This is a genomic window from Stenotrophomonas sp. YJH_SMC_14-1 (assembly GCF_059372275.1).
Genome location: NZ_JCAFVK010000002.1, coordinates 324197 through 340257, shown reverse-complemented (window position 1 = coordinate 340257; position 16061 = coordinate 324197). Strand labels below are relative to the sequence as shown.

The 16061-nt window shown below is 68.2% G+C and carries 13 protein-coding genes; 8 read left to right on the top strand and 5 right to left on the bottom strand.

The window, feature by feature from the left end:
• The first annotated feature begins 56 nt into the window (after nt 1-56).
• Both AC5P9P_RS06545 and AC5P9P_RS06540 read left to right on the top strand, forming a co-directional pair.
• The gene (locus AC5P9P_RS06545; protein WP_049402433.1) at nt 57-1949 is read left to right on the top strand and encodes a formylglycine-generating enzyme family protein; all 1893 of its coding nucleotides are present in this window, start codon (nt 57-59) and stop codon (nt 1947-1949) included.
• Nucleotides 1950-2038: 89 nt separating this feature from the next.
• Nucleotides 2039-2935, top strand: coding sequence for a M48 family metallopeptidase (locus tag AC5P9P_RS06540; protein ID WP_495232658.1), 897 nt, complete (start codon nt 2039-2041; stop codon nt 2933-2935).
• Between the two features lie 531 nt (nt 2936-3466).
• Here AC5P9P_RS06540 and xseA read toward each other — a convergent pair.
• Both xseA and queG read right to left on the bottom strand, forming a co-directional pair.
• Nucleotides 3467-4798, bottom strand: a complete 1332-nt coding sequence (gene xseA, locus AC5P9P_RS06535; RefSeq protein WP_005410399.1) for an exodeoxyribonuclease VII large subunit — start codon at nt 4796-4798, stop codon at nt 3467-3469.
• Between the two features lie 44 nt (nt 4799-4842).
• Nucleotides 4843-5913: a tRNA epoxyqueuosine(34) reductase QueG gene (queG, locus tag AC5P9P_RS06530; protein ID WP_032966929.1), complete on the bottom strand. Its 1071-nt coding sequence runs from the start codon at nt 5911-5913 to the stop codon at nt 4843-4845.
• 23 nt (nt 5914-5936) lie between these two features.
• On the opposite strand from queG, the gene AC5P9P_RS06525 reads away from it, so the two are divergent.
• From AC5P9P_RS06525 to AC5P9P_RS06500, 6 genes are all read left to right on the top strand, one after another.
• A complete protein-coding gene (locus tag AC5P9P_RS06525; protein WP_231522360.1) occupies nt 5937-7421 on the top strand; it encodes an NAD(P)H-hydrate dehydratase in 1485 nt (494 codons plus the stop codon).
• Nucleotides 7418-7900 carry a tRNA (adenosine(37)-N6)-threonylcarbamoyltransferase complex ATPase subunit type 1 TsaE gene (gene tsaE, locus AC5P9P_RS06520; RefSeq protein ID WP_164133277.1) on the top strand — a complete coding sequence of 161 codons (483 nt, stop codon included), beginning with the start codon at nt 7418-7420 and terminating at the stop codon, nt 7898-7900. The genes AC5P9P_RS06525 and tsaE overlap by 4 nt, the downstream gene beginning before the upstream one ends.
• Before the next feature lie 82 nt (nt 7901-7982).
• Nucleotides 7983-9545 (top strand): N-acetylmuramoyl-L-alanine amidase, encoded by a 1563-nt coding sequence (locus AC5P9P_RS06515; RefSeq protein ID WP_033834690.1) that lies wholly within the window; start codon nt 7983-7985, stop codon nt 9543-9545.
• 165 nt (nt 9546-9710) lie between these two features.
• Nucleotides 9711-11615 (top strand): DNA mismatch repair endonuclease MutL, encoded by a 1905-nt coding sequence (gene mutL, locus AC5P9P_RS06510; protein ID WP_049404634.1) that lies wholly within the window; start codon nt 9711-9713, stop codon nt 11613-11615.
• 11 nt (nt 11616-11626) lie between these two features.
• Complete coding sequence (locus AC5P9P_RS06505) at nt 11627-12556, top strand: DUF1684 domain-containing protein (RefSeq protein WP_049404635.1); 930 nt, start codon at nt 11627-11629, stop codon at nt 12554-12556.
• A gap of 1 nt (nt 12557) precedes the next feature.
• Nucleotides 12558-13514 carry a TraB/GumN family protein gene (locus tag AC5P9P_RS06500; RefSeq protein WP_024958298.1) on the top strand — a complete coding sequence of 319 codons (957 nt, stop codon included), beginning with the start codon at nt 12558-12560 and terminating at the stop codon, nt 13512-13514.
• A 72-nt stretch (nt 13515-13586) separates the two neighbouring features.
• On the opposite strand, the gene phaR is transcribed toward AC5P9P_RS06500, so the two are convergent.
• The 3 genes from phaR to gluQRS all read right to left on the bottom strand — a co-directional run bounded on the left by phaR (nt 13587) and on the right by gluQRS (nt 15978).
• Complete coding sequence (gene phaR / locus AC5P9P_RS06495) at nt 13587-14114, bottom strand: polyhydroxyalkanoate synthesis repressor PhaR (RefSeq protein ID WP_005410391.1); 528 nt, start codon at nt 14112-14114, stop codon at nt 13587-13589.
• A 185-nt stretch (nt 14115-14299) separates the two neighbouring features.
• A complete protein-coding gene (gene phbB / locus AC5P9P_RS06490) occupies nt 14300-15040 on the bottom strand; it encodes an acetoacetyl-CoA reductase (protein WP_005410389.1) in 741 nt (246 codons plus the stop codon).
• Nucleotides 15037-15978: a tRNA glutamyl-Q(34) synthetase GluQRS gene (gene gluQRS, locus AC5P9P_RS06485; RefSeq protein ID WP_049404636.1), complete on the bottom strand. Its 942-nt coding sequence runs from the start codon at nt 15976-15978 to the stop codon at nt 15037-15039. The genes phbB and gluQRS overlap by 4 nt, the downstream gene beginning before the upstream one ends.
• Nucleotides 15979-16061 lie beyond the last annotated feature (83 nt).

Below are 16061 nucleotides of genomic sequence, written 5' to 3'. Positions count from 1 at the left end.
CAGGCAGGGGAGAATAGCCTAACGTCGGTCCGCGTCTGTGCCGAAGGAGGCTCTGCTTGCGTTTTCCGTTGTCGCCCGTGCTGTGCACCGCCCTGGCCGTGGCCCTGGCCGGCTGCACGCCGTCGCCGTCCGCGCCGGCGGAACGGGCCGCCAGCGAAGAGGCGCGCGCGTCCGAGGGCGCCGACACCGGCGCCAATGCCAGTTCGCAGGCCGGGCAGGGCAGCGTGACCATCGCCGGTGAAGATGCCGCCGAGGACGTACAGCAGTGGACGCCGCCACGGGTGGACCGCCAGGGCCGCAGCCTTGCCCAGTTGCGGCGCGCCGCCGAGCAGGCGTTCGCTGAAGGCCGGCTCTATGAAGACGCGGATGCCGCCATTCCGCTGTGGCTGGCGGTGCAGGAAGAAGACCCGGATGACCGCCAGGCCCGGCTGGGCCTGCAGCGTGCCCGCCAGCGACTGCAGCAGCTGGCCGATGCCCTGCTGGTGCGGCCGCTGAAGCAGCGCGAGGCGCTGGCCGAGGCCAGCCGCCAGGCACTGGTGTTGCTGACCCTGTCGCCGAAGGACGAGCAGGTGCGTGCGCTGCAGGCGCGGGTGGAGCTGGCGCAACGGGTGGTGGCCTACAACCGTGCTGGCGAGGAGGACCTGCGCTCGGACCGTATCGGTGAGGATGGCGACGGTGCCATCGGCAACTTCCGTGAGGCGCTGGCGCTGGATGAAGACAACAGCCGCGCACGGCAGGGCCTGGCCGCAGCCGAGAGCGGGTTGATCCGCCGTGCCGAACAGGCTGCTCGGGCGCGCGATTTCGCCAGTGCGGGTACCTGGCTGGCCGAAGCCAGCAAAGTGCGCGATTCGTCGCCGACGATCGCCGACGCCTTCGAACGCATCGAGCAGATCCGCGCCGCCACGCTGCTGCAGCTGCGTGATGACGGACTGCGTGACCTTGCCACGCCACAAGGCCTGAAGCCGGCGCGCGAGAAGCTGGCCGAGGCGCTTCGCATCGCTCTGCCGGGTGATGCAGTGGTGGGCCAGCTTCGCGAGCGCATCGACCTGGCCACCCATTACGGGAGCTTCCGGCCGGGACAGGTGTTCAGTGATGCGATGCGCGATGGCGGGCGCGGACCGCAGATGGTGGTGGTGCCCCACGGTGGCTTCCAGATGGGTGCAGGCGATGCCGAGCCGGGCTCGAGTGATGCCGAGCGTCCGTCGCACTACGTGCGCTTCGATCGCGGCTTTGCCATGGCGATCACCGAGATCACCGTCAGCGATTTCGAGCGCTACGTGAAAGCCTCCAATGCGCGCCCGCGCGCGACCCGGCGTGGCCATTCGGTGGTCTACGACGAACGCAGCGGCAATTTCATCCGCCGCAGCGGCGTGGACTGGCGTTCCGACTACGACGGCGGTCGCGCGCTGGGCAACTCGCCGGTGATGCACGTCAGTGTGCGTGATGCCGAGAATTATGCGGCGTGGCTGTCCGAGCAGACCGGCCGCAGCTACCGGCTGCCCAGCGAAGCCGAGTTCGAGTACGCGCTGCGCGCTGGCAGCAGTGGCCGCTATCCGTGGGGCGATGCCGGCGTGCCGCCGCCAGGCAGCGGCAACTTCACCGGCAGCAAGGACGTTTCGCCTTCGGGACGGCACTGGCACAACGCGTTTATCGGGTACGGCGATGGCTGGTGGGGGCCGGCGCCGGTGGCCAGCTTCCAGGCCAATGCCTTCGGTCTGCACGATATGGGCGGCAACCTCAGCGAATGGGTGGCCGATTGCTGGCATGCCAGCTACCGCCGCGCACCGTCCGATGGCGTCGCCTGGTTCAACCCGGGCTGCCGGTCGCGGGTGATCCGCGGTGGCAACTGGGCCAATGCCCCCGAGCAGACCCGCGCGGCCTGGCGGCAGTCCCAGGATTCGGATACCACCAACGCCCGCATCGGCTTCCGCCTGGTGCGCGGCATCTGAGCGGCACCCGGCTTCACCCGCTGCGGGCAGCGGCGCACTAAGATTGCGCCGTGCCCGCCAGCCGGCGGGGCCAGCAGGAAGTCCCCCCGATGCGCAACGATCCCTTCTCCCGCTCGTCGCAAGGCCCACAGCGGCGTGGCCTGTTCGGCAACATCCGCTGGTGGGTGCTGCTGCTGGCCGCCGCCTACGCGCTGTTCTACTGGTTCTCCAACCGCACGGTCGATCCGTACACCGGCGAGAAGGTGATGATCGACAGCAGCCTGGACGCGCGCCAGGAAACCGCGCTGGGGCTGCAGGCCTACCAGCAGATCCTGTCGCAGGAACGGCCGATGGACCCCAATGCACCGATCGCGCGCGATGTGCGCGATATCGCCCAGCGCCTGATTGCCAAGGTCGATGTGGTGGAGACCGCGCTGGCGCAGGAGCACGGCGTGCAGCCGGCGCATTTCGCGCGGGATTTCCAGTGGGAAGTGAATGTGATCCCGTCCGACCAGGCCAATGCGTTCTGCCTGCCGGGCGGCAAGATGGCGGTCTACACCGGGTTGGTGCCGGTAGCACGCACCCGCGATGCGATGGCGGTGGTGATGGGGCATGAGATCGCCCATGCGCTGCTGCGCCATGGTGCACAGCGCATGGCCCAGCAGAAGCTGACCCAGATCGGGCAGGTGGCCGGCGCCGCCAGCGGCATGGATGCGCAGCAGCAACAGATGATGATGTCGGCGATGGGCTATGGCTACCTGCTGCCGTATGCGCGCAGCCACGAGACACAGGCGGATGAAGTGGGGCTGATGCTGGCCGCAGCGGCGTGCTTCGATCCCCGCGAGGCGGTGCCGCTGTGGCAGCGCATGGGCCAGGCCAGCGGCGGCCAGTCGCCACCGGAGTTTGCCTCCACCCACCCGAACCCGGGCACCCGCATCCAGAACCTGCAGGCGCTGATGCCGAAGGCGCTCGAGTACCGGCAGAAGTTCTGCGAGCAGGCAAGGTAGGGGGGGGGCGGCAGGGCTTGCAGCCCTGCACCTGCCGAAGCAACAGCAACAGCAACAGCAACAGCGTGCATTCCGTGGGATGGCGGGGTGGGTCCGGTTGCGGGGGACGCTGCAAGTACGTCCATGTAAGCTCGGTCGCCGCATCCATGCGGCTCACGCCCCCTCAACCGGACCCACCCCGCCTTCGACAGATTCTCACGATCTGTCGGAATGGCGTGGGGTCAGATCCGTTTTCCTACGGAAAACGGATCTGACCCCGAATTGATTCGATATCTGACAGAGATTCATCCACGCATGGCGTGGATCTACCGACCGTCATCGGGAAACTGTCGAGGGTGGGGCGGTGTGGCTGTGCAGGACCGTTGGCGCCATGGATGGCGCCATCGAGCCCCCAGGGATGGGTTTACGGCGTGTTCTGCACAGCCACACCGCCCCGCCAAACCATCAGCAATCCAGAGCCGCTTTGGCTGTTGCTTCGGCCGTTGCTTGAAGCCTCTGCAGGTGCAGGGCGCAGCCCTGCCGAACACCCATTTACTTGACCTGCACGTCGATCACGCCGTCGCCAACGCGGGCCTGCAGCGCGTCACCGGGCTGCACCTGGTCGACCTTTCGTACCAGCGTGCCATCGTCAGTGCGGGTCAGGATGCTGTAGCCACGGGCCACGGTGGCCAACGGGCTCACCGCTTCCAGTGAACGCGCCAGTCCGCGCAGTCGCAGTGCATCGCGCTCCAGCAGGCGCTGCATCGCTGCCTGCGGCCGCCCGCGCAGGGCGGCGAGGCGGCGCTGCATCGCGTCGAGCTGACGTTGCGGATGGTGCCCGCGCAGTACCGCGGCCGCATGGCGCAGGCGTGCGGCACGGCGCTCCTGCTGCTGGTTGAAGACCGCATGCAGGCGCCGGCCCAGATCGAGCTGGCGACGGCGCAACAGGTCCAGCCGCGCCTGCGGGCTCTGTGCGTTCAGGCGCAGCAGGGCGCGGTCGGCACGCTGCATCGCCTGCTGCATCGCATGCCGTTGCAGCTGCACCATGCGCGCGGCCGTACGGCGCAGGCGCAGGGCCAGTTCGCGCTGGTCCGGTACCAGCAGCTCGGCTGCCACCGACGGCGTTGGTGCGCGCAGGTCGGCGGCAAAATCGCTGAGGCTGAAGTCGGTTTCATGGCCCACCGCCGACACTACCGGGGTGCGGCTGGCGGCGATCGCGCGGGCCAGTGCTTCATCGTTGAAGGCCCACAGGTCTTCCAGTGAGCCGCCGCCACGTGTCAGCAGGATCACGTCGTAGCGGCCACTGGCATCGGCGGCCTGCAGCAGGCGGGTGATCTGTGCAGCGGCGCTGCTGCCCTGCACCAAGGTCGGCAGCAGGTCCACTTCCAGCAGCGGGAAGCGGCGGCCGAGTACGCTCAGCACGTCGCGCACGGCCGCGCCGGTGGGCGATGTGATCACCGCCAGGCGCTGCACGTGCGCCGGCAGCGGCCGTTTGCGTGCCGGGTCGAACAGGCCTTCGGCCTCCAGGCGTGCCTTCAGCTCTTCGAACGCGCGGCGCAGCGCGCCTTCGCCGGCCTCCTCCATGTGGTCCAGCACCATCTGGTACTCGCCACGGGCGTCGTACAGGGTCACCTTGCCGCGCACCAGCACGCGCATGCCTTCGCGCGGCACGAACTTCAGGTACTGCGCCTTCATCCGGAACATCGCCGCGCGCAGCTGCGCACGCGCGTCCTTCAGGGTGAAATACAGGTGCCCGGAGGCAGGACGCGCCACGCTGCCCAGTTCGGCCTCGACCCAGATCGCCGGGAAGCTGCCTTCCAGCAGGTCGCGGGCCAGGGTGTTGAGCTGGCTGGGGGTGAGGATGTCGTTGTTGCGTGGCTGCATGGGAACGGCGTGCTGCGGGCGGAACGGGGGCTCAGGATCGCACGTCAGCGCACCGTGTGCTGGCCCAGCGCCCACTGCACGTGTTCACGCACCAGCGGCGAGGGATCATCGACGCGGGTATGCAACGCGGCCAACGCTTCGGCCGAGGACGGTGCATTGCCCAGTGCCACGGCGATGTTGCGCAGCCAGCGTTCATGGCCGCTGCGCCGGATCGGGCTGCCTTCGGTACGGCGCAGGAATTCAGCTTCGTCCCAGGCAAACAGCTGGTCCAGACGGGCAGTGTCGAGGTTGTTGCGCGCGCGGAAATCGGCTTCGTCGGTACGCTTGGCGAACTTGTTCCAGGGGCAGACCAGCTGGCAGTCGTCACAGCCGTAGATGCGGTTGCCGATCAACGGCCGCATGTCTTCGGGGATGGCACCGTCGTGCTCGATGGTCAGGTAGGAAATACAGCGCCGCGCGTCCAGCCGCTGCGGGCCGGTGATGGCCTGGGTCGGGCAGACATCGATGCAGCGCGTGCAGGTGCCGCAGTGTGCCGTGGCCGGTGCATCGATCGGCAGCGGGATATCGATGTAGATCTCGCCGATGAAGAACCAGGAGCCGCCATGGCGGTCGATCAGGCAGGTGTGCTTGCCGATCCAGCCCAGGCCGGCATTGCGCGCCAGTGCGCGTTCCAGCACGGGCGCCGAATCGACGAACACGCGGTAGCCCAGCGGTGCCACTTCATCGTTGATCTGCGTGGCCAGCTTCTGCAGGCGGTTGCGCATCAGCTTGTGGTAGTCGCGGCCCAAGGCGTAACGGGCCACGTAGGCGCGGCCCGGGTCGGCCAGGGTTGCCCAGGCTTCGGTGTCGTCCTTGTGGCTGTAGTCCATGCCCACCGAGATCACCCGTACGGTGCCGGGCAGCAGCTCGGCCGGGCGCGCGCGCAGGGTGCCGTGGCGCGCCATCCAGTCCATCGTGCCGTACAGGCCCTGGCCCAGCCAGTCGGCCAGGTGCGCCTCATCCTCGCCCAGCTCGATGCCGGCGATACCGCAGCGCTGGAAGCCATGCGCACGCGCCAGTTCGCGGATGCGCTGCACGGCCTGGGCCGGATCGACAGGGACGGGGGCGGGGGACATGTGCACCAGTATAAAATCCCCGCATGGCCAACCTTGCCGATCTTTTCGATTCCGCTGCCGCGCGTGTGCTTGATGCGCAGGCCTCGGCGCTGGCCGCCGAGGGTGGTTGGGGCCTGATGGCGCAGGCCGGCCAGGCCGCCTGGCAGTGCCTGCTGCAGCATTGGCCGCAGGCGCAGCGGATCGGCGTGGTGGTCGGAGCAGGCAACAACGGTGGCGACGGCCTGGTGCTGGCCCGCCATGCACGGAAGGCCGGGCGCGCGGTGACGGTGATCGCCTTGCCGGGCAAGCCACCGGCGACGTCGCTGGCACAGCGTGCAGCATCGGAATTCACGTCCGACGGCGGCACCATCACCGATTTCGACGGCGCGCCGCCCGAGGCCGATATCTGGGTTGATGCCCTGTTCGGTCTGGGCTTCGACCGTGCGCCGGAAGGTGTGGCGCAGGCGCTGATCACCGCCCTCAACGCGCAGACGGCACCGGTTCTGGCGCTGGACGTCCCCAGTGGCGTCGATGCCGACCGGGGCGCCGTACCGGGCGAGGCGGTGAAGGCTGCTTTGACCCTGCAGTTCATCGTGCCGCATCGCGGGCTGTATACCGGCGATGCGCTGGATCATTGCGGGCGGAAGGTGTTGGCGCCGCTGCAGCTACCCACGGCCGCATGGCAGGGCGTGTCACCCGCCGCAGAGCACTGGACCCAGGCTCGCTTGCCGGCACTGCTGCCGCCGCGTCGTACCAATACCCACAAGGGCGAATCCGGGCACGTGCTGTGCGTCGGCGGCAACCATGGCAGCGGTGGGGCCATCGCGATGGCGGCCGAAGCGGCACTGCGTGCCGGCGCGGGACTGTTGAGCCTGGCCACCCGGCGCGATCACGTCGGCCCGTTGCTGGCTCGGCTTCCCGAGGCGATGACCCATGCGCTCGAAGATGGCGATGTGCTGCCGGCGCTGCTGGACAAGGCCAGGGTGGTGGCGATCGGCCCCGGCCTGGGCCAGGACGAATGGGCACGCGCAATGTTTGCGCAGGTGCTGGACAGCGACAAACCGCTGGTGGTTGATGCCGATGCGCTGAATCTGCTGGCGCAGGATCCGCGCGCGCTGCCGGAGGCGATCCTTACGCCACATCCGGGCGAGGCCGCGCGTCTGCTCGACTGCAGTACCGCTGACATCCAGGCCGATCGCTACCGCTGTGCGCAGGCGTTGGCCGAGCGCTTCCACGCCGTGGTGGTGCTGAAGGGCGCGGGCAGCATCGTGACGGCGCCCGGGCAGGTGCCACGGCTGATTGCTGCAGGCAACCCCGGCATGGCCGTGGGGGGCATGGGCGACCTGCTCACCGGCATCATTGCCAGCCTGCGCGCGCAGGGCCTGGCCGCCTTCGACGCTGCCGCCGCTGGCGCACTGCTGCACGCGCTCGCCGGCGACGCTGCGGCCGCCGACGGCTCGCGCGGCATGCTTCCCACTGATCTGCTGGTGCCGCTGCGGCAACTGGCCAACCCGGAACGCTCTTCATGACTGAATTCTTCCTTGCCGACAGCGATGCCACCGAACTGCTCGGGCAGTGGCTGGCGGCGACCCGACCGCCCCAGGCGCTGATCGAACTGCGCGGCGACCTCGGCGCTGGCAAGTCCACAACGGCCCGGGCACTGCTGCGCGCACTGAGCGTGCAGGGCGCGATCCGCAGCCCGACCTATACCCTGGTCGAGCGTTATCCGCTGGCCAGTGGCGGCGAAGCCTGGCACCTGGACCTGTACCGGATCGGCCAGGCCGGCGAACTCGATTTCCTGGGCCTGGACGAGGGCAGCGCGGTGTTGTGGCTGGTGGAATGGCCGGAACGCGGCGCTGGCGCGCTGCCGCCGACCGACCTGGTGGTGGCGTTGGAGATCGAGGGGCAGGGGCGCCGCGTCCGTCTCACCGGAGCCAGCGACGTCGGACATGAGTGGCTGAAGCGGCTTCCCCAAGGGGGCGACTTGCAGGCCATTTCTGTCGGCTGACGAGAACAAAGACCGGCAGGTTACGGATTATTAAGGAAAAAGGTGTTGCATTCCGTTCAGCGCGATGATTGAATCCTGAGCCATGCGCCCGGGGAACCGTCTCATCGCTATCTGTGCCGCCGTCGGACTGGGTCTGGCGAGCGTCAGTGCGTGGGCGGGTGAAGTCCGCCAGGTCCTGCTGAATACCGGCGCCACCGGCACCCGTGCCGAGATCTCGCTGGTCGGCAGTGGCGGCTACAAGACGCTTTCTCTGGCCAGTCCGAACCGTCTGGTGGTCGACTTCCCTGACTCCAGCGCCATACGCAACCTGAAGATGCCGGCTGCGCAGGGCGTGGTCACGGCGGTGCGTACCGGACAGCCGGTGCCGGGCACCTTCCGTGTCGTTTTCGACCTCGCTGAATCGGTGGCGCCGTTCCGCCCGCAGATGCAGCGGGAGGGCAATGAATCCAAGTTGGTGATCGAATGGCCGGGCGATGGCCCGGCCATGGCCGCCAGCCGTCCGGCAGCGACACCGGCGGTGCAGCCGCAGGCACCGGTGGCCACGCCCGGGCCGACCCCGGCTGAAAGCGCACAGTCGCGTTCCGATGCCGCACGTGCGACCGCGCTGCTGACCGCGCAGGTGCGGCAGCAGGCCAGTGCCACTGCCGCCGCACCGGCCACGCCGACCCCGGCGCCGTCCACCGCGCCGGCCCAGGTTGCGGCGGCCGGTACCGTGGCCAGCAGCTCACCTTCTTCCTCGCCGGCCGCGATCCTGGCCGGCCAGCGCACCGCCGCCGTGGTGACCACGCCGCCGGCTACCGTGCCTGCACCGGCGCCGACGCCGGTGGAACCGCCGCGCCCGGCCATGCCCAGCGATGCCTCGCGCATCCGCATGCAGGCCGGCATGCGTCATCTGGTGGTCGCCATCGATCCCGGCCACGGTGGCCAGGATCCCGGCGCGATCGGCCCGACCGGCAAGCGCGAAAAGGATGTCACCCTGGCGGTGGCGCGTGAGCTGGCCCGCCAGGTCAATGCGACGCCGGGCCTGAAGGCCTATCTGACCCGCGACAGCGACGTGTTCATCCCGCTGCCGATGCGTGCGCAGAAGGCACGTGCAAACAAGGCCGACATCTTCATTTCGATCCATGCCGACGCGGCCGAAAACCGTTCGGCCACTGGTTCGTCGGTATACGTGCTGTCGACCAAGGGCGCCTCTTCGCAGCGCGCCCGCTGGCTGGCGGACAAGGAAAACGCGGCCGACCTGGTGGGTGGCGTGCGCCTGCAGCAGACCGAAGGCACGCTTGCCAACGTGCTGCTGGACCTTGCCCAGAGCGGTTACATGAAGGCGTCTGAAGATGCCGCCGGCCACGTGCTGGGCGGCCTGAAGCGGATCGGCAACAACCACAAGCCGAACATCGAACGTGCGAACTTCGCCGTGCTGCGCACCTCGGACATGCCGGCGATGCTGGTGGAAACCGCGTTCATCTCCAACCCGGACGAAGAGCGCCGTCTGATCGACCCGGCCTACCAGCGCAAGATCGCCGGCGCCGTGCTCGATGGCGTGCACACCTTCTTCAGCCGCCAGCCACCGCCGGGCACGCTGTACGCAGCCCGTGCCCAGGCCGAGATCGACGCTGCCGGGACCATGGCCGGCGGCAGCAAATAACCTGCCGAAGGCAGGTTACTGCTTTCTGTAGAGTCGACTGTCAGTCGACTACGCGCGCAGCGCGGGGTTTTCGCCGCCCGGCGGAGGGCAGTCGACTGACAGTCGACTCTACATGCGCAGCCTCCGCTATCATCAACCCATGAAGTCTGCTGCCCATCCTCTCCCATGAGCGCGCCCGGACCGCGCCCGATCCGGCCGTTGCCGGAAATCCTGATCAACCAGATCGCCGCCGGCGAAGTGGTCGAACGTCCTGCGTCGGTGGTCAAGGAGCTGGTCGAGAACGCGATCGATGCCGGTGCCAGCCGCGTTGATATCGATCTTGAAGAGGGGGGTGTCCGCCTGATCCGCATCCGCGACAATGGCAGTGGCATCGCGCCGGAACAGCTGCCGCTGGCGGTCTCGCGCCACGCCACCAGCAAGATCGCCGATCTGGACGACCTCGAATCGGTGGCCACGCTCGGGTTCCGTGGCGAAGCGCTGCCGTCGATCGCCTCGGTCAGCCGCTTTACCCTGTCCTCGCGTCGCGCGCATGACGAACACGGTTCGGCACTGCAGATCGAAGGCGGCAAGATCGGCGAAGTGACGCCACGTGCGCATGCACCGGGCACCACCGTGGAAGTGCGCGAGCTGTTCTACAACGTACCGGCGCGGCGCAAGTTCCTGCGCGCCGAGCGTACCGAACTGGGCCATATCGAAGAGTGGTTGCGTTCGCTGGCGCTTGCGCGACCGGATGTCGAACTGCGCGTGTCGCACAACGGCAAGGCCTCGCGCCGCTACAAGCCGGGCGATCTGTATTCCGATGCGCGCCTGGCCGAAACGCTGGGCGAGGATTTCGCCAATCAGGCCGTGCGCGTCGACCACAGTGGTGCCGGCCTGCGCCTGCACGGCTGGATCGCGCAGCCGCATTATTCGCGCGCCAGCGCCGACCAGCAGTACCTGTACGTCAACGGCCGTTCGGTGCGCGACCGCAGCGTCGCCCATGCGGTGAAGATGGCTTACGGCGATGTGCTGTACCACGGCCGCCAGCCAGCCTATGTGCTGTTCCTCGAGCTCGACCCGACCCGCGTTGACGTCAACGTGCACCCGGCCAAGCACGAGGTTCGCTTCCGTGATTCGCGGCTGGTGCACGATTTCGTCTACCGCACGCTGAAGGACGCGCTGGCTGATACCCGCGCCGGCATGTCGGCGCAGGAGATCGGTGCGGGTCCGGTGCATCCGGTGGACGCCGCTGCTGCACCGATGGCATCGAGCGCGGGCGCATCGGGTTTCGGGCTGGCGCGTGGACCTACGCCCGGTGCCGGCTCGGGTGGCGGTGGTGGTGGTTTTTCCGGCTGGCGCCCGCAGCAGCCCCTTGGACTGCAGGTGGCCGATGCACCGGCGGCCTATGCCGCGCTGTATGCCGCACCGGCCGGTGCCGAACGCGGTGCTGCGCTGCCGCCGATGCCGACCGAGAACGGACTGCCGGTGACCAGTGCCGACGCCGGCGTACCGCCGCTGGGCTACGCGATCGCGCAGCTGCACGGCATCTACATCCTGGCCGAGAACGCAGAAGGCCTGATCGTGGTCGACATGCATGCCGCGCACGAGCGCATCGGCTACGAGCGCCTGAAGAACGCGCACGATGGTATCGGCCTGCAGTCGCAGCCGCTGCTGGTGCCGATCACACTCGCCGTGGGCGAGCGCGAAGCCGACACCGCCGAAAGTGAAGCCGAAACGTTGGCGGCGCTCGGCTTCGAGGTGACCCGTGCCGGTCCCGGATCGCTGCACGTGCGCAGTATTCCAGCGCTGTTGGCGCATGCCGAACCGGAGGGGCTGCTGCGCGATGTGCTGACCGACCTGCGCGAGCACGGCCAGAGCCGCCGCGTGGCCAGCGCACGTGACGAACTGCTGTCGACCATGGCCTGTCACGGTGCGGTGCGTGCCAACCGGCGCCTGACCGTGCCGGAAATGAACGCGCTGCTGCGCGACATGGAAATCACCGAACGGTCTGGCCAGTGCAACCACGGCCGGCCGACCTGGGCCCGTTTTTCGCTGGCGGAGATCGACCGCTGGTTCCTGCGCGGACGTTGAGGGGAGCATCGATGCGTTATCGGGGAATGGGCGGCCTGCTGGCCGCCTTGCTGTTGGCCGCGTGCAGTCCGGCAACACCGCCGGCGCCGAAGGTTACCGAAGATCCGGCCTATGCGGCCGCGCAGCAGCAATGGCGGGTGGCCCGCTACCAGGACCTGACCCGGCCCGATGGCTGGACGGCCCTGGTCGGCCTGCACTGGCTGCAGAACAAATCACACTTCGTCGGCAGTGGTGCCACCAACGGCATCCGCCTGACGGTTGGCCCGGACAAGCTGGGCCTGCTGCGTCGCGAGGGCAGCCAGTGGTGGTTCACGCCCGAAGCCGGTGTGGATGTCAGCCATGATGGCCAGCCGGTGCGCGGCCGTATCCGCATCGACACCGACAAGGATCCGCAGCCAACCCTGTTGGCCTTCGACGGTGGCAAGGGCCAGCTCAGCATCATCCGGCGCGGTCCGCGCGATGCGCTGCGGGTCAAGCATGCCGATGCGCCGGCGCGCCGTGATTTCGCCGGGCTGGAGTACTGGCCGGGTGGCCCGGACTGGCAGGTGCAGGCACGCTTCATCCCGCATCCGGCGGGCAAGACCCTTCCCATTGTCGACATCACCGGCCTGACCACCGAGATGCCCAATGCGGGTGCGGTCGAATTCGAACGCGACGGCCGCACATGGCGGCTGGAGGCGATCGGAGCCACCGAGCAGCCGCTGTTCCTGATCTTTGCCGACCGCACCAGTGGCCGCGGCAGTTATCCGGCCGGGCGCTATCTGGATACCGATGCGCCGGCAGCCGACGGCACGCTACGCATCGATTTCAATCATGCCTACAACCCGCCGTGTGCATTCACCGCGTATGCCACGTGCCCGCTGGCGCCGCCGGAAAACCGGCTGGACGTGCGCATGGAAGCGGGCGAGAAGGCCTACCACCTGTCTGAAGGAGAGGGCTGAGATGCCGTTGAAGGGACTGTTCCGTGCAACGCTGCTGATGGCAGCGTTTGCAATCGCACCGCTGGCACCGGCGCGCAATGCACCGGCCACCGACGCCGCTGCCACGGCGGCGGCCAAGCCGCCGGTGCCGCTGCTGTGGAAGGTGACCGGCCCGGGTGATTCACGCGTATACCTGCTTGGATCATTCCACCTGTTGAAACCGCAGGACTACCCGCTGTCGCCCGATGTCGAGCAGGCCTTCGAGGCCTCGCAGCGGGTCGTGTTCGAACTGTCGCCGGAGGACATGCAGTCGCCGCAGCTGGCCAGCCGCATGGTGCAGGCTGCAGTGCGCACCGATGGCAGCGAGCTCAAGCGCGATCTCGACGCGGCCACTTGGCAGAAGCTGCAGGCGTTCGCATCCGAGAACAAGCTTCCGTTGGCACAGATGCAGGGCATGAAGCCCTGGTTCGTCGGCCTGAGCATTTCGGTCGGGCAGATGCAGAAGATGGGCCTGGACCCGGCGCTGGGCCTGGACCGTCATTTCATGGAGCGCGCGCAGAAGACCGGCCGCAGGACCGCTGGGTTGGAAGACATCGATACCCAGATCGGCATGCTCGACGGCATGACCGTGCAGGAGCAGCGACAGATGCTGTCCGAGGCGCTGGATCAGGCGGGCAAGGGCGATGAGCAGGCGCGCCAGCTGCATGATGCCTGGCGGCGAGGCGATGAGCGCGTGTTGTGGACGAAGATGGCCGCGGAAATGCGCCAGCAGTACCCGCAGCTTTACCAGCGCATCAACACCGGGCGCAACGATGCGTGGGTACCGAAGCTGCTGCCGTACCTGCAGGCCGGGCAGGGTGGCACGCTGGTGGTGGTCGGTACGCTGCACCTTCTGGGCGGTGACGGCGTGGTCGAGAAGCTGAAGGCGAAGGGCTACAAGGTCGAACGCGTATGCACGGGGTGCAAAGCGAAACGTTGATGCTCCCCCGGGGCACAAAACAAAGCGGCGCGCCATTGGGCGCGCCGTTTTCGTATCCGCCGGTACATCGGCTCAGCGGCGGGTCTTGCCGCCGGTGCCGGTACCGGGTTCGTTGGGCTTGTTGCCGGTGCCGGTACCGGTGCCACCCGGTCGCGGACCACCGAAACCGGTGCCCATGCTGCGCTGGAATTCCTGCCACAGCTCCAGGTTGCGCTCGGTCAGCTGGTTCATCATCGCCCACGGGGTCTGGCCCAGCAGGTTGCCCATCTGCTGGCGGAACTGCTGCTGCTGGTCGAGGAAGACCTGCATGCTGCGCTCCAGGTAGTTGCCCATGAAGCCCTGCAGGGAATCGCCGTAGAAGCGGATCAGTTGGCTCAGCAGCTGGGTGGACAGCATCGGTTCGCCGTCCTGTTCCTGGTCGGCGATGATCTGCAGCAGGACCGAACGGGTGAGGTCGTCGCCGCTCTTGGCGTCACGGACTTCGAAGTCTTCACCGTCCAGGATCAGCTGTCGCACGTCCTCGATGGTGATGTAGCTGGAGATCTCGGTGTCGTAGAGACGGCGGTTCGGATACTTCTTGATGATGCGGGTCGCAGCCATTGAAGCGGTCACTCGTCACAGTAGATGCGAAGCATGGCGCAGTGCAGCAGCCGTTGCAACCGCCTCAGCCCCCGCCAGGCTTGGCTTTCACAGGGGATCATGTTGCGCAACAAGGGTTTGCGTGCTGCGCAGCATGACCATCGGCAGGGGCGGCGGGTGTGCGCCGCCGAGGCCGCCGGCGCGGCTTACCAACCCATATGGTGGCCGCCATTGATGTCCAGGTTGCTGCCGGTGATCCACGAGGCTTCCTCCGCCACCAGGAAGGACACCCCGTAAGCGATTTCCTCCGGCTTGCCGAGGCGCCCGGTGGGAATGTCGGCGACGATCTTGGCGCGCACTTCCTCCGGCACCGCCATCACCATGTCGGTCGCGACGTAGCCGGGCGAAATGGTGTTGACGGTAATGCCGAAGCCGGCGTTCTCGCGCGCCAGCGAGATGGTGAAACCGTGCATGCCGGCCTTGGCCGCCGCGTAGTTGGCCTGGCCGTACTGGCCCTTCAGGCCGTTGATCGAGCTGATCTGGATGACCCGGCCCCAGCCGCGGCGGCGCATGCCCTCGATGACCGGGCGGGTGACGTTGAACACCGAATTGAGGTTGGTGTTGATCACATCGTGCCACTGGTCCGCGCGCATGCGATGGAACGTGGTGTCGCGGGTGATGCCCGCGTTGTTGACCAGGATCTCGACCGGGCCCAGCTCGGCCTCGACGGCGCGCACCAGCGCTTCGGCGCTGCCTGGATCGGAGACATCGCCCGGGAAGATCGACACGCTGTAGCCGCGTTCGGTCATTGCCTGCTGCCAGGCGCGGGCCTTGGCCTCGTCGCGGTAGTTGGTGGCGACTCGGTGGCCCTGGTCGGCCAGGCGTTGGCAGATGGCGGTGCCGATGCCGCCGGTTCCGCCGGTGACCAGTGCGACGCGAGATGTCATGGAGTGTTGTCCGGGTGTCGGGTGGGGGAAGGGGGATTCTGCAACATCGGCGCGGAAAGTGCGCCGGCTGGCAACAGGATGTCGGTCCGCGGCAGTCGTGCCGGGTCGAAGGCCTGCCGAGCGGTGGCCAGCAGCGTATCCAGGTCGTGCGCAGGTTCCAGCGCCCCAGGTGCCTGGCCGAGCAGCTTCCAGAGCTGGCGCAGCACGGGCAGCGGGTGCGAACTGTCCACCGGCAGCGCCGCCAGCGACTTGGACAGTTTGTGGCCCGGCGCATCCAGCAGCAGCGGCAGGTGCCAGTAGCGCGGCACCGCCAGCCCCAATGCCTGCTGCAGCAGGATCTGCCGCGCGGTGGAGTCGAGCAGGTCGGCGCCGCGCACCACTTCGGTCACTCCTTGTGCGGCGTCATCGACCACCACCGCCAACTGGTAGGCCCAGCAGCCATCGGCGCGGCGCAGCACGAAGTCGCCGACCTCGGCGTGCACGTCCTGCTGCTGCGGGCCGCGCAGGCCATCGTCGAAGTACACGATGCTGCCCGGTGGCACGCGGAAGCGGACGGCAGGGTCCGGTCGAGGTTGCCGGGCGACGCAACGATGGTGGATGCCGCCGTTGGCGGCCAGGTCGCTGCGGCTGCAGTGGCAGACAAAGGCCAGGTCGCTGGCCAGCAGCACGTCCAGCGCGGCCTGGTAGGCCTCGCCGCGGGTGCTCTGCCAGAGGATCGGGCCATCGTGGACCAGGCCGAACGCGGCCAGCGCCCGCAGCTGTGACTCGGCGGCGCCGGGCACGGTGCGTGGTGGATCGACGTCTTCGATGCGCAGCCGCCACAAGCCGCCGTTATGTCGCGCGAGCAGCCAGCTGCCGAAGGCGGCGAGCAGGGATCCGGGATGGAGCAGGCCGGTCGGCGAGGGCGCGAAACGACCGCAGGGAATGGGGGAGGTCATGCTGGCTGAATCGTCGGTCAGGTTGGCGCTTGAATTCAAGCTGACCACACCGCAAATTGACCGGTATCGACCCCTTCCGAGCC